The organism is Haemophilus sp. HMSC066D02, assembly GCF_001810545.1.
GTDB lineage: Bacteria > Pseudomonadota > Gammaproteobacteria > Enterobacterales > Pasteurellaceae > Haemophilus_D.
Window position 1 is genome coordinate 206,490 of sequence record NZ_KV801824.1, and the last position, 24,556, is coordinate 231,045.

At 36.4% G+C, this 24,556-nt stretch carries 26 protein-coding genes and 2 pseudogenes; 10 read left to right on the plus strand and 18 right to left on the minus strand.

All coding sequences use genetic code 11. From position 1 onward, the window contains the following. Positions 1 to 68 precede the first annotated feature (68 nt). A complete protein-coding gene (locus tag HMPREF2750_RS08275; RefSeq protein ID WP_070583400.1) occupies positions 69 to 356 on the plus strand; it encodes a hypothetical protein in 288 nt (95 codons plus the stop codon). A 306-nt stretch (positions 357 to 662) separates the two neighbouring features. Further along, positions 663 to 872: a hypothetical protein gene (locus tag HMPREF2750_RS08280; protein WP_070583401.1), complete on the plus strand. Its 210-nt coding sequence runs from the start codon at positions 663 to 665 to the stop codon at positions 870 to 872. 172 nt (positions 873 to 1,044) lie between these two features. Here HMPREF2750_RS08280 and HMPREF2750_RS08285 read toward each other — a convergent pair whose 3' ends face one another. After that, a complete protein-coding gene (locus HMPREF2750_RS08285; RefSeq protein WP_001291561.1) occupies positions 1,045 to 2,262 on the minus strand; it encodes a tyrosine-type recombinase/integrase in 1,218 nt (405 codons plus the stop codon). A gap of 81 nt (positions 2,263 to 2,343) precedes the next feature. Then, on the minus strand, positions 2,344 to 2,547 hold the full coding sequence (locus tag HMPREF2750_RS08290; protein WP_000814511.1) for an excisionase: 204 nt from the start codon (positions 2,545 to 2,547) through the stop codon (positions 2,344 to 2,346). Here HMPREF2750_RS08290 and HMPREF2750_RS10160 point away from each other — a divergent pair. Beyond that, entirely contained in the window at positions 2,531 to 2,782 is a 252-nt protein-coding gene (locus HMPREF2750_RS10160; protein ID WP_001845478.1) for a hypothetical protein, read from the plus strand. The genes HMPREF2750_RS08290 and HMPREF2750_RS10160 overlap by 17 nt on opposite strands. Positions 2,783 to 3,007: 225 nt before the next feature. Here the strand turns inward: HMPREF2750_RS10160 and HMPREF2750_RS08295 are convergent, their stop codons facing one another. After that, positions 3,008 to 3,238, minus strand: a complete 231-nt coding sequence (locus HMPREF2750_RS08295) for a helix-turn-helix domain-containing protein (RefSeq protein WP_000857133.1) — start codon at positions 3,236 to 3,238, stop codon at positions 3,008 to 3,010. After that, on the minus strand, positions 3,235 to 3,657 hold the full coding sequence (locus tag HMPREF2750_RS08300; protein WP_000804885.1) for a sigma-70 family RNA polymerase sigma factor: 423 nt from the start codon (positions 3,655 to 3,657) through the stop codon (positions 3,235 to 3,237). Before HMPREF2750_RS08300 ends, HMPREF2750_RS08295 begins: the two co-directional genes overlap by 4 nt. 504 nt (positions 3,658 to 4,161) lie before the next feature. Here HMPREF2750_RS08300 and HMPREF2750_RS08305 point away from each other — a divergent pair. Continuing rightward, a complete protein-coding gene (locus tag HMPREF2750_RS08305) occupies positions 4,162 to 4,515 on the plus strand; it encodes a helix-turn-helix transcriptional regulator (RefSeq protein ID WP_001227347.1) in 354 nt (117 codons plus the stop codon). A gap of 59 nt (positions 4,516 to 4,574) precedes the next feature. On the opposite strand, the gene HMPREF2750_RS09895 is transcribed toward HMPREF2750_RS08305, so the two are convergent. Beyond that, on the minus strand, positions 4,575 to 4,766 hold the full coding sequence (locus HMPREF2750_RS09895; protein ID WP_001860868.1) for a cysteine-rich KTR domain-containing protein: 192 nt from the start codon (positions 4,764 to 4,766) through the stop codon (positions 4,575 to 4,577). A gap of 521 nt (positions 4,767 to 5,287) precedes the next feature. On the opposite strand from HMPREF2750_RS09895, the gene HMPREF2750_RS08310 reads away from it, so the two are divergent. From HMPREF2750_RS08310 to msr(D), 3 genes are all read left to right on the plus strand, one after another. Beyond that, entirely contained in the window at positions 5,288 to 5,458 is a 171-nt protein-coding gene (locus HMPREF2750_RS08310; protein ID WP_000873143.1) for a hypothetical protein, read from the plus strand. A 385-nt stretch (positions 5,459 to 5,843) separates the two neighbouring features. Next, a complete protein-coding gene (mef(A), locus tag HMPREF2750_RS08315; RefSeq protein WP_000417519.1) occupies positions 5,844 to 7,061 on the plus strand; it encodes a macrolide efflux MFS transporter Mef(A) in 1,218 nt (405 codons plus the stop codon). 119 nt (positions 7,062 to 7,180) lie between these two features. Next, positions 7,181 to 8,644, plus strand: a complete 1,464-nt coding sequence (gene msr(D), locus HMPREF2750_RS08320) for an ABC-F type ribosomal protection protein Msr(D) (protein WP_000420313.1) — start codon at positions 7,181 to 7,183, stop codon at positions 8,642 to 8,644. Between the two features lie 117 nt (positions 8,645 to 8,761). Here the strand turns inward: msr(D) and HMPREF2750_RS08325 are convergent, their stop codons facing one another. The 6 genes and pseudogenes from HMPREF2750_RS08325 to HMPREF2750_RS09905 form a co-directional block, all read right to left on the minus strand. Further along, positions 8,762 to 9,061, minus strand: coding sequence for a DUF5960 family protein (locus HMPREF2750_RS08325; RefSeq protein WP_001072467.1), 300 nt, complete (start codon positions 9,059 to 9,061; stop codon positions 8,762 to 8,764). Then, positions 9,048 to 9,415, minus strand: a pseudogene (locus tag HMPREF2750_RS09900) (hypothetical protein). Before HMPREF2750_RS09900 ends, HMPREF2750_RS08325 begins: the two are co-directional and overlap by 14 nt. Before the next feature lie 12 nt (positions 9,416 to 9,427). Continuing rightward, positions 9,428 to 9,763: a DinB/UmuC family translesion DNA polymerase gene (locus HMPREF2750_RS08335; RefSeq protein ID WP_000806926.1), complete on the minus strand. Its 336-nt coding sequence runs from the start codon at positions 9,761 to 9,763 to the stop codon at positions 9,428 to 9,430. Then, on the minus strand, positions 9,760 to 10,005 hold the full coding sequence (locus HMPREF2750_RS08340; protein WP_001813542.1) for a hypothetical protein: 246 nt from the start codon (positions 10,003 to 10,005) through the stop codon (positions 9,760 to 9,762). The genes HMPREF2750_RS08335 and HMPREF2750_RS08340 overlap by 4 nt, the downstream gene beginning before the upstream one ends. Before the next feature lie 363 nt (positions 10,006 to 10,368). Then, positions 10,369 to 12,288 carry a tetracycline resistance ribosomal protection protein Tet(M) gene (tet(M), locus tag HMPREF2750_RS08350; protein WP_070583403.1) on the minus strand — a complete coding sequence of 640 codons (1,920 nt, stop codon included), beginning with the start codon at positions 12,286 to 12,288 and terminating at the stop codon, positions 10,369 to 10,371. Between the two features lie 15 nt (positions 12,289 to 12,303). Further along, a complete protein-coding gene (locus HMPREF2750_RS09905) occupies positions 12,304 to 12,420 on the minus strand; it encodes a tetracycline resistance determinant leader peptide (RefSeq protein ID WP_001791010.1) in 117 nt (38 codons plus the stop codon). 240 nt (positions 12,421 to 12,660) lie between these two features. Between HMPREF2750_RS09905 and HMPREF2750_RS08355 the strand changes: the two genes are divergently transcribed. After that, the gene (locus tag HMPREF2750_RS08355; protein ID WP_227411470.1) at positions 12,661 to 13,089 is read left to right on the plus strand and encodes a hypothetical protein; all 429 of its coding nucleotides are present in this window, start codon (positions 12,661 to 12,663) and stop codon (positions 13,087 to 13,089) included. 276 nt (positions 13,090 to 13,365) lie between these two features. Here HMPREF2750_RS08355 and HMPREF2750_RS08360 read toward each other — a convergent pair whose 3' ends face one another. Then, positions 13,366 to 14,070, minus strand: coding sequence for a phosphoribosyltransferase (locus tag HMPREF2750_RS08360; protein ID WP_070583405.1), 705 nt, complete (start codon positions 14,068 to 14,070; stop codon positions 13,366 to 13,368). Between the two features lie 236 nt (positions 14,071 to 14,306). Between HMPREF2750_RS08360 and mobH the strand changes: the two genes are divergently transcribed. Together mobH and HMPREF2750_RS08370 are read left to right on the plus strand one after the other, a co-directional pair. Next, entirely contained in the window at positions 14,307 to 16,199 is a 1,893-nt protein-coding gene (gene mobH / locus HMPREF2750_RS08365; protein WP_070583407.1) for a MobH family relaxase, read from the plus strand. A 61-nt stretch (positions 16,200 to 16,260) separates the two neighbouring features. Next, the gene (locus tag HMPREF2750_RS08370; protein ID WP_080358713.1) at positions 16,261 to 17,103 is read left to right on the plus strand and encodes a tyrosine-type recombinase/integrase; all 843 of its coding nucleotides are present in this window, start codon (positions 16,261 to 16,263) and stop codon (positions 17,101 to 17,103) included. 415 nt (positions 17,104 to 17,518) lie between these two features. On the opposite strand, the pseudogene HMPREF2750_RS08375 reads toward HMPREF2750_RS08370, so the two are convergent. The 6 genes and pseudogenes from HMPREF2750_RS08375 to thrB form a co-directional block, all read right to left on the minus strand. Continuing rightward, positions 17,519 to 18,907, minus strand: a pseudogene (locus tag HMPREF2750_RS08375) (cytochrome-c peroxidase). 230 nt (positions 18,908 to 19,137) lie between these two features. Beyond that, positions 19,138 to 20,025: a protease modulator HflC gene (hflC, locus tag HMPREF2750_RS08380; protein ID WP_049366331.1), complete on the minus strand. Its 888-nt coding sequence runs from the start codon at positions 20,023 to 20,025 to the stop codon at positions 19,138 to 19,140. Continuing rightward, positions 20,025 to 21,266: an FtsH protease activity modulator HflK gene (hflK, locus tag HMPREF2750_RS08385; protein WP_070583409.1), complete on the minus strand. Its 1,242-nt coding sequence runs from the start codon at positions 21,264 to 21,266 to the stop codon at positions 20,025 to 20,027. Before hflK ends, hflC begins: the two co-directional genes overlap by 1 nt. Positions 21,267 to 21,394: 128 nt before the next feature. Further along, on the minus strand, positions 21,395 to 22,105 hold the full coding sequence (locus tag HMPREF2750_RS08390) for a 4'-phosphopantetheinyl transferase family protein (RefSeq protein WP_070583426.1): 711 nt from the start codon (positions 22,103 to 22,105) through the stop codon (positions 21,395 to 21,397). A 147-nt stretch (positions 22,106 to 22,252) separates the two neighbouring features. Then, the gene (gene thrC, locus HMPREF2750_RS08395; protein ID WP_070583411.1) at positions 22,253 to 23,527 is read right to left on the minus strand and encodes a threonine synthase; all 1,275 of its coding nucleotides are present in this window, start codon (positions 23,525 to 23,527) and stop codon (positions 22,253 to 22,255) included. A gap of 76 nt (positions 23,528 to 23,603) precedes the next feature. Beyond that, complete coding sequence (gene thrB, locus HMPREF2750_RS08400) at positions 23,604 to 24,548, minus strand: homoserine kinase (RefSeq protein ID WP_049367839.1); 945 nt, start codon at positions 24,546 to 24,548, stop codon at positions 23,604 to 23,606. Positions 24,549 to 24,556 lie beyond the last annotated feature (8 nt).

Here is a 24,556-nt window from a genome sequence, read left to right on the forward strand (position 1 = left end):
CTAAATAAAGCTACTTAGTATTGGATAGGATGTTTAGAATTAGTCATTTTTAAAATACTGACCCAACTATGAAACGCCATCTACTCTATATCACGTGTATTATTGCAACTCAAAGTCTTGAATCTATAGCTAATATAAGAGACCCTCACGAAGGAGGGATTTGTCACGTTGAAGCAGAATACTTTTATCCAGGAGTATGGGAAAAATATGGCGAAAAGGAGTTGATTTGTAACTACTGGAAATTTTTAGGTGATGAAGACCGAAGAACATTAGAATCAGAATTAAACGAAGATACAACTGAATCAGAGAATGAATATAGCGATTATGATAGCCTGGATGAAATGTATAGTGAATAAATCTATCCATTATGAACTAATTAGTTTAAAATAAAGACTGATTTTTAATAAGTAACAATTTGATTTTATTACGTTTCTATGGGGATTTTATAAAAACTATATCTAGATATTAGGGTCGTATAAAGATAAATATACCGTATAAAAATTTATATAGGAGTTTATCAATATGCAAATACAGAGATTTTTATCATTAATCATGACCGTTTTATCAAACTTCAATTTAGATCATTTATCTACCTTTGTAACTGAATTAACCGATCTTTCAATTGGTATTGGATTTATGTTCTTATGTATGAGTCTATTTTTATGGGTGTACAAAAAAAAATGAAATATTGGTCCAAAATGCCGAGTAGATGGGTTATTGACGGTGGTCTAAAAAAATTTAGATACTCATCTAATAACCAAAATCAAATGAATGCAGCAAACATTGCTGCATTAATGATATTTTTAATTATCGTAAGTAAGGCACAAAAAGATGAATTTAATGATGAGTTGATAACAAATTTTTATTCTTAAACAAAGTATAAATTTCTAATTATCTTTTTATATTTTCTTAAATGCTCGTAAAGCCTTATTCTATGTGCTTTCGAGTATTTTTACTGTAGGAAGATACTTCACGTTTCTTTGCATATTTCCTCATGTCTTAGCTGTCAGAAGTGGTAAATAAGTAGTAAATTCATTTGTACTACTAAGCAACAAGACGCTCCTGTTGCTTCTCTTTATTCAAGCGTTTCATTTCTGCCATTGCAGAATCGAATGTTGCATGTGCGTAATAGTTCAGCGTCATGGCTATATTAGCATGTCCCATAATGTACTGTAATGCCTTTGGATTCATTCCTGCATTTGCATAGTTGGTACAGAATGTATGTCGCAAACTATGTGGAGTGATGTGTGGCAATTTATCCTCGTTATACTTATTGTATTTCTTAACAAGACCTTTCATCATGCCGTTGTAATCACTTGCCACTTTTGGATAGTTCTTTCTATTAAGAAAGAGGAAATCACTATATCCATCAATCTCAACACGCTTATCATTCTTTCGATTCGCTAACACTCGCTTAAATGCTTGATAGGCTTCTTCAACCATAGGAACTTGACGTTCGCCACTTTTGGTCTTTGGTGTTTCAATGTAGTACCCAATTTCAGTATCTCTCAATAGCTGATGGTCTATATTGACAAGACGATTCTCAAAATCTAAATCTGGAAGTGTCAAACCACCAAACTCTGAAATACGAAGACCTGTTTTTAAGAGTATCAGAATTTCATCATAATTTTTGCTGTAGGTTTTATCAGCTTTTGCAAAGGCTAACAGTTTTTCTTCCTGTTCTTCTGTTAGTACGGTCTTAGGGACAGTATCATCATCAAGAACTGCTTTCAGTTGAAAGTCAAATGGATTCTTCCGAACACAATCATCTTGTATAGCAATATAGAATGAAGCCTTTAAAGAACGTTTGTAGTTATTGATGGTTTGATAAGCATAACCATTTTCACTCATTCTAATAGCCCATTCTTTAGCGTCTGATGGCTTAATACTGTCAATACTTCTTACACCTAACTTGTCTTTCTTCAAAATATCCATAAGATATTTGCGTCCAGTTTCAGTGTTTTTTCTAACCTTTGGTCTTTGAGCGTTCTGTTTTGCGTAAAGCTGGCAGAGTGTCATTTTCTTTCCTACAACATCAATACCATCATGAATGTCTTTCTGTAACTCTGCGATTTTCTCTCTAAGTGAGATACAATCACGCTTTCCTGCTGGTACTCGGTCTGTAGCCACAAGTTTCCACGAGTAAACAAATTGCGGTTCTCCAAATGAATCTATATATTTGTATAAGTATCTTCCGTCTTTTCGTTGGCTCTCTCCAGTCTTTAAGATTCGACCTTTATTGTCACGTCTTTTTTCTGACATGGCATTTGCTCCTTTCCTTTATGGAAAGAGCCTTGATACGACTTAATACTATTTTATCATATACAAGACCCTTTGGCGACGCTAGATTGCGTCCAATGTATCTATAATTTTTTCAAATTGTTTTCGTTTAATCTGAATACGATTGCCATTCATAATCAGCCAATTTGCATTTTTATTTTCCTCTGCCAAGCGTCGTAGCTTGTTTTCGCCAATACGAAAATATTTTGACGCTTCTTCAATGGTTAGGGTATAACGTTCCCAAATAGGAATGTCAGTCTGCTTCATAAAATCCTCCTTTCCAAATCACTTATTTGGATTTCATAAAAGTTGTTTTACCAGCAATCGAACAGCTTTAGCAAAGCTCACGGGAGTTCCACCCCTGCATGGTTCTCATGTAGCCATACTCATTGCCTGCGACGGTTTTATCACGCTCGGACTATTGACTGTATGGGAGTATCATTATCACGATAAGAATGTCGTTGCAGGCAATCCTGCTAAAGATTGCTTCTCGGATCACTAACATGAATCGCTCGCTATCTTTATAAGATAGGTCATGGCGGTTAGTTCCGTTGGCTCTTTTCTTATCGAAACGTATTCGATTACTTTTATTCAGTTTTCAAAGAACAATGGCTCGTTAGCCTATCAAAACACATTGAAAGCTCAATATGCTTTGGTGGAATAACAAACCTCCCTGTTCGGGAAGCGTGGAATGGTTTAGCACGCTTCCACGAAAGGAGAGAGGATATTACTTAATTTCAAATGACAAAATCTTTGTAATCAGTCTGGTTTCCATTCTTCCACGTAAGACTTCATCAACGACCATACTTTGATTGCCATATTCATCTTTCATAAGTCGTAGGGAACGCTTCGTTATGTACCCTCTGTAATGATGTAGAATCTGGTTAATCGCTTCGGTATCGCCATCTGTTGCCTTTACAATGAGAGGAAAGGGAATCATAGGATATTGTGTTTTCATTCTTCAAATTCCTCCATAAACTTTTTAATTAAGGCTAGTCCACTGGTTCTATGCCGATAGACAGTAGAACGGTTCAATTTCAACAGGTCTGCAATTTCTGAATCGCTCATGTCCATAAAGTAAAACAGCAGTAGAATTTCACGTTTCTTGTCTGGCAACTCACGTAATGCTTCACTCAACAAATCATTTTCAACGCCTACTGATAACCCATTGAGTGTAAAAATCTGAAAGTCAGTTGAATAGTTATCTGTTGTCGCAAACTGGCTAACAAGATAATCGCCAACATCCGAAAAGGACACCTCACGCTTTGCAATCCTTGAAAGATAAAGCATATAATTCTTTCGCTCGTCTTCCATAGCACGTTTACAGATATAGTCAAACTGATTTTCTATTGTGGTCTGAAAAGAAGATGGTTTCATGTTTCTCACCCCCTTTCTGTCTAGGAAAGGAAGTGAGCCTTGCTCGTTTATCTCCTTTCACTCTTAGTCCCAATGTGAAAGGGGGATTTGTTGCATTACTGATAAATAAACTTTGTAAAAAAGTTCTGAATAGCCAAAAAAGCATATAAACAGATTTATTTCTCTGTTTACATGCTTCTGTTATTCTATCTATATGATTTATAAAACCACATTGGTGGACGTACTTATCTATTGCAGATAGACGACTTTTTTTGACAAGAACCCAATGTAAGGAAATTTATTGTATATGATGTACTTCATGGCGACGTTGACCTCCAACAAACCGCCATTTGGAAGTAATATACAATATTTTAACAGCGTAAATAGCACTACCATATAACGGTTTTTTTTATTGGCGTTTAGTAGTGCTTTTTATTAAATATAAACCTATAAACCATATAACACGTTTTTCTATACCTGTTTTTAATTCAGTAGGAACAATAAAATGTATAGAGGTGGTCTACTATGCGTAAAAAAGAAGATAAATATGATTTTAGAGCCTTTGGTTTAGCCATTAAAGAAGCTCGATTGAAACGAGGTTTAACTCGTGAACAAGTGGGAGCATTGATTGAAATTGACCCACGGTACTTAACTAATATTGAAAATAAAGGGCAACACCCCAGCATACAAGTTCTTTATGACCTTGTATCGTTACTTCATGTTTCCGTTGATGAATTTTTCTTACCTGCTAATAACTTGGTAAAAAGCACCCGACGATTACAGATAGAGAAATACATGGATAGCTTTACAGACAAAGAACTATCCTTAATGGAATCTTTAGCCAGCGGTATCAACGAAGCAAGAAACATCGAAGACTAATTAAAAGAATCCATACATAACGGAAAGAGCCGATAAAATGAGATTGTATTAATCTCATTTTATCGGCTCTGCGTCTTTGCGTCTGGCTCTGTAATCACAGTTACTTTGAACTGCTTTATTTCAATTAAATTTTCTTGTCTGCATTTCGGACAATAGAGGGGGAATTTTTTTAATTCAGTATCTTCCCTTATCTTTAATCGTGTTTTATTTCCACATACAGGACATGTTGAGGCGGTAAGTTTGCTAGTCAAGGAGTAAAACGACGAAGATTAGCATTTACTTCCGCCCATGCGATAGCTGTCCGTGATTGACAAGTGCTAGCACGCAGACAGAACGGAGATAGCGAACCGCTGAGTGTGTCGCTCTGCTCGTAAAAGCTTAGAAACCTTTGAACGAAAGGGATAATGAAAGCCTTGATTGCAAGGCTTTTTGCTTTATGGTGGGTAAGTATCAGAGTGAGAAAATTTTTGGAATGAGTAGAAGTGATAGCTAGAAATTATCAGTTTCTATTTCCATTTACCCTGTGGGTACGTGTTTGTTTCCATTGACAAGGAGTTTGTGGGAATAGAAATGTACCCACCTTGTTTGAATCAAGTGAAGTGTAGTTGAAGGAAATCTGTTGAAAGCAATACTTCATTTTACCGAATAAGTAATAATTTAGGCAACTTCAAATCGATTAAAAAAAACTATTTTAAAGGTTAAGAGTAGACAAAAATTGTCCACTCTTTTTTGCAAACTCAATTTATCAATAAATGAAATGAGGGAATGTAAAATGAAATATTTTGAGGTTGAGTTAGAAAATCCTGATGAATTTTTAAAACTACAAACAGAAGATTTTGTGAAAGCTAATCGCTTGCTACTAAGGAAGATAATCCAGAGCGTTACAGTCTATGAAGAAAACTTCGTCATATCCTTTAAATCTGGCATCGAATTGGAAGTATGAGTCTCATTCCATAACTTTTATATTGAACATATCATCTTGTTGTGTTATACTATAAATTGATATAAACAAAGATGTAGGAGGAACCGAAACTATGACAGCCTCAATGCGTTTAAGATAAGCTGGCAATAAAAAAAGCAGAATCTATACCCGATGATAGGCTTTTTTGTTGTGCTTATTTATACGATATTGAGCATTCATTAGTTACGGTGAGGATATTGGTTATTTAACTATACCTTTATTTAACTATGTCTTTAATATGAATGTTTCCAAATTGTATGTATGCAGACCAAAAGCCACATTGTGGGGTTTGGCCTGCATTTTTTATTGCCTAGAATGCTATTCAAAATAGAAATTCAAGCAAAATAATATGCAGGAGATAATATAAATGGAAAAATACAACAATTGGAAACGAAAATTTTATGCAATATGGGCAGGGCAAGCAGTATCATTAATCACTAGTGCCATCCTGCAAATGGCGATTATTTTTTACCTTACAGAAAAAACAGGATCTGCGATGGTCTTGTCTATGGCTTCATTAGTAGGTTTTTTACCCTATGCGATTTTGGGACCTGCCATTGGTGTGCTAGTGGATCGTCATGATAGGAAGAAGATAATGATTGGTGCCGATTTAATTATCGCAGCAGCTGGTGCAGTGCTTGCTATTGTTGCATTCTGTATGGAGCTACCTGTCTGGATGATTATGATAGTATTGTTTATCCGTAGCATTGGAACAGCTTTTCATACCCCAGCACTCAATGCGGTTACACCACTTTTAGTACCAGAAGAACAGCTAACGAAATGCGCAGGCTATAGTCAGTCTTTGCAGTCTATAAGCTATATTGTTAGTCCGGCAGTTGCAGCACTCTTATACTCCGTTTGGGATTTAAATGCTATTATTGCCATCGACGTATTGGGTGCTGTGATTGCATCTATTACGGTAGCAATTGTACGTATACCTAAGCTGGGTAATCAAGTGCAAAGTTTAGAACCAAATTTCATAAGGGAGATGAAAGAAGGAGTTGTGGTTCTGAGACAAAACAAAGGATTGTTTGCCTTATTACTCTTAGGAACACTATATACTTTTGTTTATATGCCAATCAATGCACTATTTCCTTTAATAAGCATGGAACACTTTAATGGAACACCTGTGCATATTTCTATTACGGAAATTTCCTTTGCATTTGGGATGCTAGCAGGAGGCTTATTATTAGGAAGATTAGGGGGCTTCGAAAAGCATGTATTACTAATAACAAGTTCATTTTTTATAATGGGGACCAGTTTAGCCGTTTCGGGAATACTTCCTCCAAATGGATTTGTAATATTCGTAGTTTGCTGTGCAATAATGGGGCTTTCGGTGCCATTTTATAGCGGTGTGCAAACAGCTCTTTTTCAGGAGAAAATTAAGCCTGAATATTTAGGACGTGTATTTTCTTTGATCGGAAGTATCATGTCACTTGCTATGCCAATTGGGTTAATTCTTTCTGGATTCTTTGCTGATAAAATCGGTGTAAATCATTGGTTTTTACTATCAGGTATTTTAATTATTGGCATTGCTATAGTTTGCCAAATGATAACTGAGGTTAGAAAATTAGATTTAAAATAAACAATATTGGAGGAATATTTATGTATCTTATTTTCATGTAACTCTTCCTGCTAAAATCGCAGGGTTTTCCCTGCATACAAGCAAATGAAAGCATGCGATTATAGACAGGAGGAAATGTTATGGAATTAATATTAAAAGCAAAAGACATTCGTGTGGAATTCAAAGGACGCGATGTTTTAGATATAAATGAATTAGAAGTATATGATTATGACCGTATTGGTTTAGTAGGAGCAAATGGTGCTGGAAAAAGCACTTTACTCAGGGTACTTTTAGGAGAATTAACTCCCCCAGGATGTAAAATGAATCGTCTGGGTGAACTTGCCTATATTCCCCAGTTGGACGAAGTAACTCTGCAGGAGGAAAAAGATTTTGCACTTGTAGGCAAGCTAGGTGTTGAGCAATTAAATATACAGACTATGAGCGGTGGTGAAGAAACAAGGCTTAAAATAGCACAGGCCTTATCGGCACAGGTTCATGGTATTTTAGCGGATGAACCTACGAGCCATTTAGACCGTGAAGGAATTGATTTTCTAATAGGACAGCTAAAATATTTTACAGGTGCACTGTTAGTTATTAGCCATGACCGCTATTTTCTTGATGAAATAGTAGATAAAATATGGGAACTGAAAGATGGCAAAATCACTGAGTATTGGGGAAACTATTCTGATTATCTTCGTCAGAAAGAGGAAGAACGTAAGAGCCAAGCTGCAGAATACGAACAATTTATTGCGGAACGTGCCCGATTGGAAAGGGCTGCGGAGGAAAAGCGAAAACAGGCTCGTAAAATAGAACAGAAGGCAAAAGGTTCTTCAAAGAAAAAAAGTACTGAAGACGGAGGGCGTTTAGCTCATCAAAAATCAATAGGAAGTAAGGAAAAAAAGATGTATAATGCTGCTAAAACCCTAGAGCACAGGATTGCGGCCTTAGGAAAAGTAGAAGCTCCGGAAGGCATTCGCAGAATTCGTTTCAGGCAAAGTAAAGCATTGGAGCTCCATAATCCATACCCTATAGTCGGTGCAGAAATTAATAAAGTATTTGGGGATAAGGCTCTGTTTGAAAATGCATCTTTTCAAATTCCGTTAGGAGCAAAAGTGGCGTTAACTGGTGGTAATGGAATCGGAAAAACAACTTTAATCCAAATGATCTTAAACCATGAAGAAGGAATTTCTATTTCGCCTAAGGCAAAAATAGGTTACTTTGCACAGAATGGTTACAAGTACAACAGTAATCAGAATGTTATGGAGTTTATGCAGAAGGATTGTGACTACAATATATCAGAAATTCGTTCAGTGCTAGCATCTATGGGGTTCAAACAGAACGATATTGGAAAAAGTTTATCTGTTTTAAGCGGTGGAGAAATTATAAAATTGTTGCTTGCTAAAATGCTCATGGGTAGATATAACATCCTAATAATGGATGAACCCAGTAACTTCCTTGACATACCAAGTTTAGAGGCTTTGGAAATACTAATGAAGGAGTACACCGGAACTATCGTGTTTATCACCCACGATAAACGATTACTCGAAAATGTAGCAGATGTAGTTTATGAAATTAGAGATAAGAAAATAAATCTGAAACATTAAATTTAAGGTAGTCGCTGGTCAGTATAGTCTGTTCTGGTTGGCGACTCCATTGTTAAAGAGTATAAAGACTTTAGATTTTATGAATATTAAAAATAGGAACAGTCAATTGAACTGCTCCTATTTTTCTGCTAAATATATTGTAGTTTTCTTATATGTATAATGATAGATTAGCGGATTCTCATCTACGGTACTTACTTCAAATATGAAGAAGTGATCGCGGTTATCTCTGGACTTTTCCTTATTGAGGACAAAGTAATTCTTACGTGAAGTCGCCATTGTTTTTAGGATATCATCAGTTAGGAAGGTCAATGGAATATTCATGTTAGAGTAGCGGTAGAAGTCACGTTCAAAATCTTGGTAGCTCTCGCTATAATAGTCCATTTGTAGGTGATTACGCTGAAACTCAAGCTGATTCATAGAGCACCTCCTCGACAAGTTCAATACTAATAATGTCTTTTAATTTCAAATTGATGTGACCTGTTGTAGTTTTTATCAAAATGAAATCTTTGGTCAGACTTGGTATTGTTCCAGTGTAGGAAACACGCTTGTTTTTTCAATCACTTGAATGCGTGTGCGTAGCTGCCCGGCGTATACTTGACTGAGGAGTAATAATTTCTTCTCTAGTGATAAGTCAGACATGTACGTTACTTTGTTTGTATCATCAGAGAGTGCTGATGCATGTTCAGATAGGAAAAAGCCCATCCATTTTTGCATCTTTGTATCCTGGTACTCTCTTGCTGATTGAAATGGTAAATATGAACGGTCAATCATATCAAATCCTTTCTATGCAGAGGCAAGGGTATTTTTATCAAATTGAATCGTAAAACCTTGAATTCCCCCACCTGTGTAACATTCTTTAAAGCGATTGATTACCTCAGTATAGATTATCACAGATGAGCTTGTTGGCTTAATGCTAAATGTAAATTCCAATGGTAATCGGTTTTCAGATTTAGCATGTACTAGTCGTATCGATATTTCAGTTGTTTTGAGTTTTCTCTGACGAAGTTTTGAAGTTGCTGTTTCAACGATTCCATGTAAAAATCTTTCAAGCATTTCAATATCATTACATCCTTTGCTACGGATTTCTGAAAATTGTACTGTATTTTTTTCTTGTTTCATTTTAATCCCTCCAATCCACCCGCGGAATGACCACCGATAAGTTTACTGCGTTCAATATTTCTGGAACCTTCAGTTAGGACGGTTCCTTTTTGTATGGCTAAAAAACCAAACTGTTCTCTGACAACATCAATAGCTGTCTGAAGTCTATTATCTTTTTCAATTTGTTCTACATCATCAAAGAGTGATAGTAGAGTATAGCTTTCATCTACGAAGCCACTATAAGATACACCAATTTGTCTCACTGCACCAGAGGTGTATTTTTTCGGAATAATACAAGTACATGACTCACCATTGTTTTGGGGAGATTTGCGGGTTCAATTTTATTCTGAGCATTTATAGATTTTTTCATCTCAGTCCTAGAATAGCCAATATGAATAGAAACGACAGTAGTCAATACTAGGGCTACTGTTCCGTTCCACAGTATCATTTAAAAATCATTTTCACACCCTTTCGTCTATTAGTATAGAAGAAAGCTCTCAGCACACAATATCCACTTGTAGTTTATAATAACTATCTCCTCCTTTACACTTTAATTCAAATCTTTATTAAAAAATATTTCATCTTATTTAACAAGAAACCATATTTATATAACAACATAAAATACACTAAGTTATTTTATTGAACATATATCGTACTTTATCTATCCGACTATTTGGACGACGGGGCTGGCAAACAGGTTCACCGGTAGTAACATGGTACCCTTTTAACTCTGTTAAACAAACACTACGTCCATTTGTAAAGAAAGTTAAATCACTACGATATTCTTGAATACACCGAGCAGGGATTTCTCCACTAAGAATGACCTCATTATTTTTCAATTGAGTGTCTACGATGTTCGCACAATATTTAGGAGCATCGTTGTATGCTCGTGAAAGATATTCCTGTGGCGCATAAATTTTAAAACTAAGATATGGCTCTAACAATTCTGTTCCAGCTTTTTTTAAGACTTGTTCCAATACAATAGGAGCAAGCATCCGAAAATCTGCTGGGGTACTAACAGGGCTATAGTATAAGCCATACTTAAAACAGATTTTACAATCCGTCACATTCCAACCATATAATCCTTGTTCGCAACCATAGCGTATCCCTTCCATAACTGCATTTTGAAATGATTGATTTAAGTATCCAAGAGAAACCGAGCTCTCATACTGCATTCCACTTCCCAACGGAAGCGGTGATACAGATAAACCAATGGAAGCCCAGAAAGGATTTGGCGGCACTTCGATGTGAATGGTATATTCTGCATTTTTTAACGGTCTCTCCATATAAATGACTGTAGGCTCTTTTAGTTCTATCTCCACATGATACTTTTCTTGCAACAGTGCACTAATCACTTCCATTTGTACTTTCCCTAAGAAAGAAAGTATAATTTCATGTGTCGTAGAATCCACGTAATATCGTAGAAGCGGATCACTATCTGAGATTTCCAAAAGGGCATCAAGCAACATTTCTCTCTGTTCAGGTTTACTCGGTTCAACAGTTGTTTGTAGTAGAGGGTGCGGATTTTCAATCTTTTTTCTCTGTGGCAATAGTTTTGTATCTCCAAGAACACTATTTAACTTCAAAAACTCATTTTGCAAAATAACAATTTCTCCAGAATAAGCTCTATCAATCTTACATAATTCACCATTTATTGAAGTATACATTTCTGTAATTTTTATTTTTTCCTTTTCCGATATTCTAACCGAATCTCGCAAATGCAGTACGCCACTATAAAGACGTATATATGCAAGACGCTGTCTTTTTTCCGAATACTCAATTTTGAAAACTTTTCCGCAAAGTTCAGACTGACCTCGATGTGTTGATGAATAAAATTTATTCGTAATCACTTCTATAAGGTTATCAATCCCTATATTGTTTTTTGCACTTCCGTGATAAACAGGGAACAGGGAACAATTATGAAATCTTATGCTTTCCTCTTGTTCGAGTTCTAATGCTTCCAATAATTTCCCAGACGTATATTTCTCCAAAAGGTAATCATTTCCTTCTATTACCATATCCCATTGTTCAGATTCGGTAAAGTTCATTACACGCATATTAGGATGCAGTTCTACCTTCTGTTTGATTACAATTTCGGCAGAAAGTTTCTCTTTAATATCCTGATAAACCGTTGATAAATCAATTCCATTTTGGTCAATCTTATTGATAAAAAAGATTGTGGGAATCCCCATTTTCCTAAGTGCATGAAATAATATACGAGTTTGTGCTTGTACGCCATCTTTTGCAGAAATCAGTAGAATTGCCCCATCTAAAACTGATAATGAACGATATACTTCTGCTAAGAAATCCATATGTCCTGGCGTGTCTATGATGTTCACCTTCGTATTTTCCCACTGAAAAGAGGTTATTCCTGTCTGAATTGTAATTCCTCTCTGACGTTCTAAAAGCGTATTATCCGTCCTCGTTGTACCTTTGTCCACGCTTCCTAATTCTGTAATCGCTCCACTGTTATATAATAAGCTTTCTGTTAAGGTAGTTTTTCCTGCATCAACATGAGCTAAAACTCCAATATTAATAATTTTCATGTGTTTTTCCTCCATTCAAAAACCCAAAAGGGCATAAAAATCCCAGTGATAAATACTTTTATCACTGGGATTTTTATGCATAACCATAGGTATACAAAGCATACAGATATTCTCTGGATACTTTAGAATCACATGATAAAGGTATTCTTAAACTGGGTACAAAAAACTAAGCCCTCCTAAAAAAGGACATCTAATTATTTGTTCCCGCTATCAAATTGACAGTTTATTTAAGAATACCTTGCCGCATATTTATTAACTCCTTTTAAATAGTCACTTAAATAATAGCACGTAAGAGCATATTTGTAAAGGAATCTCCAATTTTATTACAAAGAATTTTCAGAGAGTCTAGGTATTAGTAGGCAATCTATAAGCATGGGGTTAAAAGTATTGGAATCCAATAATATTATTTCAATTAAGAGAATTGGAAGAACAAACCAATATATAGTGAATCAAAATGAAGATAAAACGTGGTGTAAAGTCCCAATTCATGAGCTAGAAGGCATATTTTGTAGAAGCTTCTCGTTGCGTTCACAAATTGAATTGTATGCACTAAAATTATTCATTTATTTTTCTGCAATAAGAGATAAAAAGTTTAAGTATTCAATGGCATCTTATCTCAAGATAACTGAAAAAACAGGAATTCCAAAAGGGTTTATAAAAAAGACATTATCATTCATGCTGGTAAATGAATTACTCAGCAGAGTTGATAGAGGATACGATAAGGTTAATGGAGAGAAGGTTAATTTACCTAACCAATATTACCTAAAAGATTATAATGAACTGGTATATCCTAATAGATAAAATGATGGGGAGCCAAGCTCCCCATTGTTTCATTATTTTTCTAGCCGCTGCCTAGAACTCCTTCTACTTGCTCATTATAAGCTGGCCGAAGTTGCACTCTGCGGGTCCCTGCTATGTTTTATGACCGAGGGGACATTTACCCTGTCAATCTAATCTCTTAGATGTGCTTAATGTTAAGTATTTACTAATTAAATGTCAATCTAATTTTAACTCTTATGATTAATTCTTATGATTAATTCTTATGATTAATGACAATAGCTAATCGTTACTTAAAACTCATTTAATCGGTGCAAATAATGTAACTGCTGAGATCATTTCAACTTGTTTGCAATATTGTCTAATCACTGCTGCCGCGCTTTCAAATGTTGTTCCTGAAGAAGATATATCGTCAACGAGTAATACATGTTTAGCATCAGCTGGTAATTTTACATGATCACCACAAAAAATATGTAAGTAGCATCTATTCTTCGGAGCTATGTCTTTTATTGATAATCCCCCTTCGCTTCTCTTTAATGCAGTAATTAAGGACTGTTTTTTATCCGGGGGAATTGTGTTATCACTTATAACATCCTCAATCAATGTTTTAGGCGTTTTTTTCCTGAGAAAATTATCAATAATATTTATGTTAAATTTTTGCTGTAATAAACGAGCTAAATTACGCCCAATACTATGTTTAGATGGCATGAGTATGATCACATCAAATGGTTGTTCGATATGTTCTTCAAATGGATATTCATCAATCAGTTTTTTAGCGTATTCATATACAGCATCGATAGTTTCAATATCTGTTGTTAACCCTTCAGCTCCTTTCATGGCATACAACATAGGGCAATTATCACCGATAGGTCTGCATTTCCCTCTTCGTTCTTTATAACGCCTAATTATAGAGTATATAGTTATTTCTCCATTATGTTTTAATATTGTTTCTTTGCTAGGGTAAGAAGCTATAACAACCTGGTTATCTTTAATTTCAAACTTCATATTTTTCTTCTTTTTTTGTAATTGTTATTATTGTAGCAAAAAAAACAAAAGGTTAAAGGAATCCCTAACGGGATTAAGGGTAATGTAATAAAGGTAACCTTTCCAAGGGAAAGGTCCTACCTGAAAAGGCCAAAAGGCTTTCAAAATGGCTGTAATATTTATCTCCGATTTAGAATTATTTATTTATTGAGATCGATGCATAAATCAATATTCTTTTACAAAAAAGGTTCTGAGTTATGCTTTCATCTATTTTTCATAAAATCAGAGGGAAAAAACAAGATTCCCTTAATATCACATCCTCTCTAAAAAATCTTAATTTATCAACATTCAAAGTGGATGATGAGGGATGGATAACCCCCTTTACTGCGTCAGAATTACTCAATTCTGAATTACGCCAGAAATATTTAAACTTACTTTGGCAACAAGTATCAATGACGCAAGATATGTTTAATGAACTCTACAAAAAACCGATCGAGCGCTATGCTGAAATGGTTCAATTATTACCTGCCTCAGAATCACATCATCACTCACATTTAGGTGGTATGCTTGATCATGGCCTAGAAGTTCTTTCATTTTCAGCTAAATTACGACAAAGTTATGTATTGCCACAAAATGCTGCTCCGGAAGAACAATCTAAGCAACGTGATGCTTGGACTGCTGCTGTTATTTATGCTGCATTGGTTCATGACATTGGTAAAGTTATTGTTGATATAGAGATACAATTAAAAGATGGTTCTCGTTGGTTCCCTTGGTTGGGGGTTCCGACTCAACCTTATAAATTCAAATACATTAAAGGGCGAGATTATGATCTGCATCCTGTTATGGGAAGTTTCCTTGCAAACTATTTAATACCAAAAGAAGCGTTTGCATGGTTAGCTGAATACCCGGAAGCTTTTTCATCACTAATGTATGCGATGGCTGATCATAAAGACAAATCAGGTTTACTATCTGAAATAGTACAAAAAGCAGACCAAAACAGTGTAACGCTTGCTTTAGGTGGTGATGTATCAAAATTAACTCAAAAACCTATAACTTCATTTGCGAAGCAACTGGTTATGGCTTTACGTCATTTACTGCAACATAAATTTAAAATTAACACCCCTAAAGGTCCTTCAGATGGTTGGCTTACAGAGGATGCTCTATGGTTAATGAGCAAACCTACTGCAGACCAAATACGAGCTTATTTACTGGAGCAAGGTATCACCGCCCCTTCTGACAATCCTAAATTATTTAGTGAAATGCAATCATTAGGTATTATTGAAAGTACAAATGACGGTACGGCAATTTGGCATTGTCGAATTAAAGCTGATTCAGGCTGGTGCCCACCTAAAGCATTTTCTTTACTCAGAATTAAACCGGAAGTAGCTTGGGAAAATCTTAATGACAGACCGGGTACATTTTTAGGTCGAGTCAATATTGAAAATGAAGAACAATTAAGTTCAAGTGAAGATATTAAAGAAGAAAACTCAATAATTACAGAATCTGAAGTACAACTTCCCGTAATAACTGATACAGTGAATAAACCTGCTTTATCTGAAAATATCCCCTCTCAAAATACTCAAAATTTTGAAACTAAGACGGATATGACTGATTTGGTAATGAATTTATTTTCACCTGTAGAAGAACCTCAAGACTCTACTGATAAAAAACCATCTCAAGAAAGCGAAATAAATAAAATCGCCTCAACCCCATCTATAACAGTGGGTGATGATACAAAGGAAACTGAGGCTGTCTCAGGAGAGATTTTTGTTGAATGGCTAAAATCCGGAATTATCGGTAATACCCTAACTATTAATAATTCAAATGCTAAATTACATATAGTCAAAGGCAAACTTTTCCTTGTAACACCTGGAATCTTTCAGCTATTTTTCAATAGTAAGGGCATTACCAACTTTACTAAAAAAGATATCGAAAATTTGCAATATAGTTTCCAAGATCTTAAATTACACAAGAAATACCGTCAATCAAACAATGATAGTATTAATTTTTGGCGCTGTAAGGTTATTGGCCCAAGAAAAACCTCTCAATTGATTGGGTATTTGATTGATAAAACTGACTATTTTTTCGGTAATAGAATTCCAATTGATAATTTGCATTTATCACTTATTGAGGAAAATGAAAGTGAATAGAACCACATTTGATATGTTACTTAGTAATTTTTTTTTATACCGTCATTTACGTATAGATACTATTAAAAGCTATGAAAAAGCAATTAGACAATTACAGAAAAATTGTAGTATTCAATATCCTGATGAAATATCAGACTCATTAATACTCCAATGGAGAAAGAGAGTTGTTGGACAATCTATCATTGAAGTGACGTGGAACAGCTATATTCGTCAGCTAAAGACTATTTTCAAATTTGGAATTGAAAAACAACTCCTCCCATTTACAAAGAACCCTTTCGATGGTTTGTTCATTAGAGAAGGAAAGAAGAAAAGGAAAGTATATACTTCTTCAGATTTAAAAAAACTTAGCTTTGGAATCACTGAATCAAAGCATCTTCCTCCTATTCTTCGCCCATTATGGTTTACTAAAACCATAATTATGACTTTCCGCTATACGGCAATTCGACGCTCTCAGTTAAATAAATTAAGAATTAAAGATGTAGATTTGCTGAATCAAGTTATTCATATTCCATCTGAGATAAATAAAAATCACGAGTATCATATACTTCCAATATCAACGACACTTTATCCTTATCTAAAGAAATTATTAACTGAACTAAGTAAACTGAATCAGCCTGTAGAATCTCAACTATTTAACATTAATTTATTTTCAAATGCTGTTAAACGAAAGGGAGAGAAAATGACCAATAACCAGGTGAGCTATATCTTCAAAGTTATTTCAAAATATACGGGAATTATCAGCTCCCCTCACAGATTTAGGCATACAGCAGCAACAAATCTAATGAAAAAACCTGAAAACCTATATATAGCCAAACAATTACTAGGACATAAAGATGTCAAAGTTACATTGAGTTATATTGAAGATAATATTGATTCAATAAGAGAATATACAGAATTGCTTTAGATAGGTATGCAAGGAGCATCTAAGGGTGTTCCTTGCAAAAATATTTTTAAAATTAGTACATTCAGGCTTTACAAACTAGTATTTTTGTGTAAGATCTAACCTATCCACAGAGCGTTAGTGGGTAGATCATGGTGTATTGGCTAGGTACACGGAATTGGTCTAAACAAATAGTTTTCAAACTTAAATGATGTACACAAGGGATTTAAAATCCCTCGCCTTTCGAGGCGTGCCAGTTCAAGTCTGGCTTCGGGCACCATTTTAAATATAAAAAGAAGATTGTCGCGTAAGCGGCTTTTTTTATACCTAAAATTTAGCTTTTCTGTTTTTTGTCGAAGTCATTTATGACTTGTTATCTAACTAAAACTCACAAAAAAACGACCGCACTTGCGGTCGTTTCTATTTATAGCTTAAAGGATTATTTTAATTTCTCACCTTTAAACTCACCTGTTAAACTTTCTAAGAAAGAGGTAATATCTTCAACATCTTTTTGAGCAGGCTGTTTCACGTTACTTTGGTATTTCAACATTGCACTAACCGCATCTTTTAATTCTTTTGCTGAAGCATCATGGAAATACGGTGCAGTAAGTGCGACATTACGCAAGGTTGGCACTTTGAAACGATGCATATCAAATGGATCTTTCGTTTGAGCAAAGCGACCTTCATCGGCATCAGTTAACGGGGTACCACGATCTTTAAAGTAATCGCCGTAAAGTCCCATGTATTCATAAGATTGGCCGCCCATTGCTACGCCAGTATGACAAGTATCGCATTTATGTTGTTTGAATAACTCATAACCGCGAACTTGTTGCTCGGTTAAGGCTGTTTGATCTCCTTTCAAATAACGGTCAAAATCACTATTTGGCGTAATTAATGTTTTTTCATATTCACCAATCGCATGAGTTAAGGTTTCTTTCGTTACTTGTGGATATTCTTTTAAGAATGCTTTTTTGAATTCTTCATCCATTTCAAAACGAGCCACAATATCATCCCAAGAATGCGAGCCCATTTCTACTGGATTTGTTGGAGGACCTTTTGCCTGATCCGCTAAATCTGCCGCACGCCCATCCCAGAATTGCACAAAGTTAAATGCCGCATTGAACACGGTTGGCGCGTTAATTGGGCCTTTTTTACCTTCAATACCTGTTGAAGTTTCAAGTCTATCTACACCACCTTTGTCTAATTGGTGGCAAGTGTGACATTGAATAGAACCATCGCCTGATAAACGACCATCAAAGAAAAGATCATGGCCTAACGCGACTTTTGCTTCATCTGTTGCAATACTGTCTGGAATAGGTTGCACTAAACGATCTACATCAACATTGGGTGTTTCTTTTGGTAAAGACATTTTACGTGCTTCACGAATCCAGTTAAGCAATGCCACTTTTTCTTGCTCATCTGGTTTACTTCCCCAGTGGAGATGTCTGAATTTAGCAATTGGCATTTCGTTATTTTCAAGCACACGCTGTAATTTTGCTAAATCAGCTTGGGATAATTTGCTCGGATCTTTTAAACCTTCCAGTAAACGATCCAGGCGGAAAGCTCGAAGCCCACTTTGAATATCCGATTGCATTTCATCACCCACAATCGGGAATTTTGAATAAAATGGAAGAGGTGTGTTTGGACTATGGCAATATTGACAGCTATTATCAAATAAGGCTTTTGCCACTTTTTCTTGTTCGCCCGTATAGTGATTTTCCATTAAAAGTTAGGTCGCATTCTCTTTATCAAATTGGTGTAGATACCCCACAACGCCAAAATAACCTAAGATAGCAATGGCTGCACCGCCAATAATCAGTTTTTTCATCTCATAATCCTCCAAACGATCAATAAACATAAAAAGAAACGTAAAGCTTAAAGCAAGGTGATTATGCCAAAAAATTGGCTTATATTTTGTATGGATTTAATTAAATTTGACTATGGATTCGATTGATTGCATTAAAGACTGTTTTACTTTATAAATGAGAATTCCCCTAAAATTAAGCAATAAAAAATGCGGTTATTTCTAACCGCACTTTACTTTTCATTATCTCTTGTTTATTTCTTTGGCGCTTGCATAAAGCGGAAGAAATCACTGTCAGGTTTCAAAATCATCATATTATCTGAACCTTCAAAGCTACTTTCATAGGCTTTTAAGCTACGAATAAAACTATAAAACTGTGGTTCTTGAGCAAAAGCTTGAGAATATAGTTTTGCCGCTGCCGCATCACCATTACCACGTAATTCTTGTGCCGTTTTATTTGCATTCGCTAAGATCAAGGTGACTTTACGATCCACGTCAGCTTGAATGAACGCTGCTTTTTCTTTACCTTGCGAACGATGTTCACGAGCAACCGCATCACGTTCTGCACGCATACGTTGGTAAATCGAAGAAGAAACTTCATCCGGTAAATTGATTTGTTTTACGCGAACATCGACGACTTCAATCCCTAATTCAGAGGTACTATCCTGCCCTGAATTTAACGCTTTTTTCGCCCCCGCCATTAATTCACCACGCGTACCTGAAACGATATCTTTAATCGTACGAGTACCAATTTCTGAACGCAGACGGTCATTCACTTTACGGCTTAATAAGCTTGAAGCTTGGTTATAATCGCCACCACCCGTTGCGGTATAGAAACGACCAAAATCGCTGATTTTCCATTTCACATAGGAATCCACCAACAAGTCTTTTTTCTCGACTGTCACAAAGCGAGTAGCTGAACCATCAAGGGTACGAATACGCGCATCAAGCACCTTAATACTATCAATTAAAGGCAATTTGAAATGCAAACCTGGTTCATACACAACCACTTTATTTTCTGCATCGCGTTGTACTTTGTTAAAACGCAACATAATGCCACGCGTACCTTCAGTTACAACCACGACGCTGGAATATAGCACCGCAGCAATCACCACAATAATCGGAAGTAAAAATTTACGCATTAGTTAAATCTCCCTTGGCGAATGCCTTCATTTGATTGAACTGGTTGAGCCGTTTGCGTTTCTACACGACGTTCCTGTGTTGAAACAGGTGCAGAACTGACCGCACTTTCAGGCGTTGTAGTAGTCGGTTGAGCCGCTTTTTTACCCATTAATTGTTCTAATGGTAATACGGTTAAATTGTTACCATTATTTGCATCTAACATGACTTTCGGCGTATTTGCCATGACTTTTTCCATGGTTTGAATATAAAGACGCTCTTTTAACAAATCTGGCGCCGCTTTAAATTCAGGTAAAAGACGTTGTAAACGTTCCACTTCCCCTTGCGCATCAAGCACAACACGATCTTTATAAGCGGTTGCTTCTTCAACAATACGCTGTGCATCACCACGAGCGATTGGCTCTTTCTCACGAGCATAAGCTTCCGCTTCACGAATGTAACGTTGTTCATCTTCCTGTGCTTTAATCGCATCATCGAAAGCATCTTTCACTTCTTCTGGTGGGCGTGCGGATTGGAAGTTCACGTCAATCACTTCAAGTCCCATATCATAAGGTTTGATAATATCGTTCAAGGCTTTCCATGTATCTTCACGTACCACGGCACGACCCGTTGTCAGCACATCATTCATAGTCATATGACCAATCACATAACGAAGTGCACTGTCAGTCGCTTGTCCAAGACTATTATCCGCATTGCTTACGCTAAACAGGTATTTTTCAGGATTTTGCACGCGATATTGCACGGTCATTTCCACTTTAACCATGTTTTCATCTTTGGTTAACATCGCACCTTGTGTTTTAAGCTCACGAACTTGCTCTACATTCACTGGAATCACTTTATCAATAAAGGTTGGTTTCCAGTTTAAGCCTGGTTGAACGATAGAATGAAACTCGCCAAAACGTAACGTCACGCCACGTTCTGCTTCTTTAATGGTGTAAAAACCGCTTGCACCCCAAATAATCCCTCCGATTACTGCGGCGATCGGTAAAATCTTACCTAAATTAAATGAAGGTATATTCGGCGAAGTATTATTTGATCCGCCCTTCTTATTACCACCACCTAATTTTTTCAACAGATTATTAAATACTTCTTCTATATCTGGAGGTGATTGTTCCTGATTTTTATTGTCTCGAGCGCCCCAGCCATTTTCATTTTGCTTATCTGATGAATTATCTGACTGTTTTGGACCGCTGCTCTGTCCCGGTTTACCCCAAGGATCTTGATCTGGACCGTTTTGCGACATTACGTTCTCCATTTGTCTAAAATTTCTAATGAGTTTAACGAAATAAATGGGGTTAGTCTATGAAAATACAAGTGGCGAATCAAGTTTTATAAAATAAAAAATCCTTGAATATTTTCAAGGATTTTCTTTTATTCATTTACTTGGTAAATCAAGGATTTTTTTATATTTTTTTCGACTAATTTTTTTCCATTCCAGTGATAAAAGTGCGGTTGAATTTTTGACTGATTTATAAATGCCGCAAAGTAAAAAGGCAATTCATCCGTAAAGAGCAACGCACCTTTCGGACAATAATCTGAATAGATCTGTTGTGGTTCAGGCAAATGCGTCACACTTGATAACTTCACTATTCCTACGCCTTGTGATTTCAATACCGCTTCACGCAAACACCAACAGCGATAAAAAGCCAGCTCCTTATCAGGTTGTTTAGCAAACCATTCTTGCTCTGCTTGTGGCGCAAAATGCGCCATGAGCGCAGAAAAACTCCGTTTTTTCGAAAATTCAATATCAATACCGACCGCACTTTTTTCTGATTCATTAATATGCAGCAATACGGCAACCCAATCGCCTGAGTGGCTTATATTAAAATCGATATTCTCGACGGGAAATTGTGGTCTGCCACTTTGTGTACGATAAATTTGTCCTAAAAGTGCGGTTGATTTTCCCGCTGTTTTTAACAACTGCCAAAGTAAAAAATGCGCCAATCGACGACATTGATGACGTTGCGTTATCCGAGAATTTCCCTGTGGTTCTGTACGCAAATTTTCAGGGACAAGATCTGTAAGGATTTCATCAAAAGAAAAAGGTTGCTGAATATTGGCGTAGGCAATAAAAGTTGTCATAAAAATAATGAATAAACATGCAAGTTTGATTGCATTATAAAAGGAAATCCACCGCGCACCAACGCCCCCCAAAAAAATAAAGGGCGTTTATCCCGCCCTTTTGAGTGACAAAATAAAAGTGCGGTCAAAATTAACCGCACTTTTTTATTATTTCAACAAATATGCACGTAATTGTGCAAAATCGTCATCCATTTCATCCGAAAGTAATGGCAATTTATTGTGTTTATCCAATGCTTCGGGCAATGGAAGATCGAGCAAAAGAATACGCTCTACAGACTCTTTAAATTTCGCAGGATGTGCCGTACATAAGAAAATACCGGTTTCATCCGCTTTAAGTTGGTCTTTCAATACTTGATAGGCGATCGCACCGTGTGGTTCACATAAATAACCTTTTGCGTACATCGCTTTTAAGGTTTCTTCTGTTTCGCCATCGCTTAACATACCTGAACCTAAATCACTTAAATTCCAGCCATTGCGTTTGAATAACTCTTCGACACGTGGCCAGTTGTTCGGACGACTGACATCCATCGCATTAGAAAGCGTGGCTACAGTTGCTTTAGGTGCCCAGTCACCTGATTCTAAATAACGCGGCACAGTATCGTTCGCATTGGTTGATGCAATAAAGCGTTTAATTGGTAAACCTAATGTTTTTGCAATTAAACCTGCGGTTAAGTTACCAAAGTTACCACTTGGTACAGAAACTACTACGTTATCACGTTTTTCTTTTGGTAATTGGGCTACGGCTTCAAAGTAATAACATACTTGCGCTAATAAACGGCTAATGTTGATGGAGTTTGCTGAGTTTAAACCAATTGCTTGACGTAGTTCGGCATCATCAAACGCTTGTTTGACTAACGCTTGGCACGCATCGAAATCGCCATTAATCGCAACAGTGCGGATATTCCCACCTAAAGTACAGAATAGTTTTTCTTGTAATGGGCTGATTTTGCCTTTCGGATATAAAATCACGACATTGATGTTTTCCAACCCGTAAAATGCATGGGCAACTGCTGCGCCGGTATCACCAGATGTCGCTGTTAAAATGGTGATTTTGCCATCACCACGCACCGCAGCGAGCGCCTGCGCCATAAAACGACCACCAAAGTCTTTAAATGCTAAAGTTGGACCGTGGAATAACTCAAGGGCATAAATATTGTCTTCCACTTTTTCTAATGGTGCTGGAAAAGTAAATGCATTTTTTACCATTGCATCCAAAGTGGCTTTCGGCAATTCTTCACCGATTAAGGCGCCAAGAATTTTTTGGCTACGTTCAACCAATGGTAAAGCTAATAACTCGTCAATATTAGTTAAAGCGGGGATCGTTTCAGGAAAGAACAAACCTTGATCTTTGCCAAGTCCTTGACGTACTGCTTGCGCAAAATTCACTTGTTCTTCAGGGTGTTTGATATTGTACAAATTCATTGTATATCCGTTAATTATAGAGTTTTAATAAAATGTTATTCCCCTCTTATAAGAAGAGGGGAAGATGATTGACTGCTTAACCTAGCTCTCTCGTGCCGTCATTATCGACCTTACAAACATGAACAAAACCTTCATTGTTTTGTAAATAATGATTTTCTAAATAAGTGGCCAGTTTTGTTGCGGTTTGTAAATCAGGTGCAATGGAGAAAATCGTTGGGCCAGAGCCTGAAATCCCCGTCGCTAATGCGCCTAAATCACGAGTGGCTTGTTTCACTTCCGCGAAATTTGGTAATAAAGCCTCACGATAAGGTTCTGCAATCACATCTTTCATCATCATCGCTGCAAGGTTTTCTTGATGCGTGTGACATGCATGCACAAAGCCACCTAAATGACGACCATGAGAGATCACATCTTGACGCGTGTAGCTTTTCGGTAAAATTGCACGCGCTTCAGCGGTTGAAACCTCAATGCCTGGATAAGCTAAGACCCAATACCAATTATCAAAAAATGGCAGTTTTTGGCAAATGTTACCGAGAGATTGTACCATAAATTGCACACCGCCTAAGTAACAAGGTGCCACATTATCATAATGGATAGAACCTGAAATACGACCTTCTAGCTCCCCCATCATTTCTAACAATTCCATTTTTGAAAATGGTTCATCGTGGAATTTATTTAATGCCACTAATGCAGCCACGATAGAGCACGCGCTTGAACCCAATCCCGAACCAATCGGCATATTTTTCTCAAGGGTCAAACGCAATGGCTTGACTCTCACATTGCGTAATTTTAATTGCTCACTAAACAGTACATAGGCCTGATACACGATATTTTTTTGTGGCTCTTTTGGCAATTTACGCACAAAATAGCCCGCACTTTCGAGCTCAAAACCACTTGGAATAGACTCAATCTGTACAACATCACCTAATAATGAACCATCAATCGGTGAAATGGCTGCGCCCAATGTGTCAAACCCTACACTAATATTGGCACTCGATGCCGGAGCATAAATTCTTAACATATTATGTC

Coding starts and splice junctions, on each gene's coding strand:
- HMPREF2750_RS08275 (WP_070583400.1), top strand. CDS start 69: ATGAAACGCCATCTACTCTATATCACGTGTATTATTGCAACTCAAAGT.
- HMPREF2750_RS08280 (WP_070583401.1), top strand. CDS start 663: ATGGGTGTACAAAAAAAAATGAAATATTGGTCCAAAATGCCGAGTAGA.
- HMPREF2750_RS08285 (WP_001291561.1), bottom strand. CDS start 2,262: ATGTCAGAAAAAAGACGTGACAATAAAGGTCGAATCTTAAAGACTGGA.
- HMPREF2750_RS10160 (WP_001845478.1), top strand. CDS start 2,531: ATGTCAGTCTGCTTCATAAAATCCTCCTTTCCAAATCACTTATTTGGA.
- HMPREF2750_RS08290 (WP_000814511.1), bottom strand. CDS start 2,547: ATGAAGCAGACTGACATTCCTATTTGGGAACGTTATACCCTAACCATT.
- HMPREF2750_RS08295 (WP_000857133.1), bottom strand. CDS start 3,238: ATGAAAACACAATATCCTATGATTCCCTTTCCTCTCATTGTAAAGGCA.
- HMPREF2750_RS08300 (WP_000804885.1), bottom strand. CDS start 3,657: ATGAAACCATCTTCTTTTCAGACCACAATAGAAAATCAGTTTGACTAT.
- HMPREF2750_RS08305 (WP_001227347.1), top strand. CDS start 4,162: ATGCGTAAAAAAGAAGATAAATATGATTTTAGAGCCTTTGGTTTAGCC.
- HMPREF2750_RS08310 (WP_000873143.1), top strand. CDS start 5,288: ATGAAATATTTTGAGGTTGAGTTAGAAAATCCTGATGAATTTTTAAAA.
- HMPREF2750_RS08325 (WP_001072467.1), bottom strand. CDS start 9,061: ATGAATCAGCTTGAGTTTCAGCGTAATCACCTACAAATGGACTATTAT.
- HMPREF2750_RS08335 (WP_000806926.1), bottom strand. CDS start 9,763: ATGAAACAAGAAAAAAATACAGTACAATTTTCAGAAATCCGTAGCAAA.
- HMPREF2750_RS08355 (WP_227411470.1), top strand. CDS start 12,661: ATGGGGTTAAAAGTATTGGAATCCAATAATATTATTTCAATTAAGAGA.
- HMPREF2750_RS08360 (WP_070583405.1), bottom strand. CDS start 14,070: ATGAAGTTTGAAATTAAAGATAACCAGGTTGTTATAGCTTCTTACCCT.
- mobH (WP_070583407.1), top strand. CDS start 14,307: ATGCTTTCATCTATTTTTCATAAAATCAGAGGGAAAAAACAAGATTCC.
- hflC (WP_049366331.1), bottom strand. CDS start 20,025: ATGCGTAAATTTTTACTTCCGATTATTGTGGTGATTGCTGCGGTGCTA.
- hflK (WP_070583409.1), bottom strand. CDS start 21,266: ATGTCGCAAAACGGTCCAGATCAAGATCCTTGGGGTAAACCGGGACAG.
- HMPREF2750_RS08390 (WP_070583426.1), bottom strand. CDS start 22,105: ATGACAACTTTTATTGCCTACGCCAATATTCAGCAACCTTTTTCTTTT.
- thrC (WP_070583411.1), bottom strand. CDS start 23,527: ATGAATTTGTACAATATCAAACACCCTGAAGAACAAGTGAATTTTGCG.
- thrB (WP_049367839.1), bottom strand. CDS start 24,548: ATGTTAAGAATTTATGCTCCGGCATCGAGTGCCAATATTAGTGTAGGG.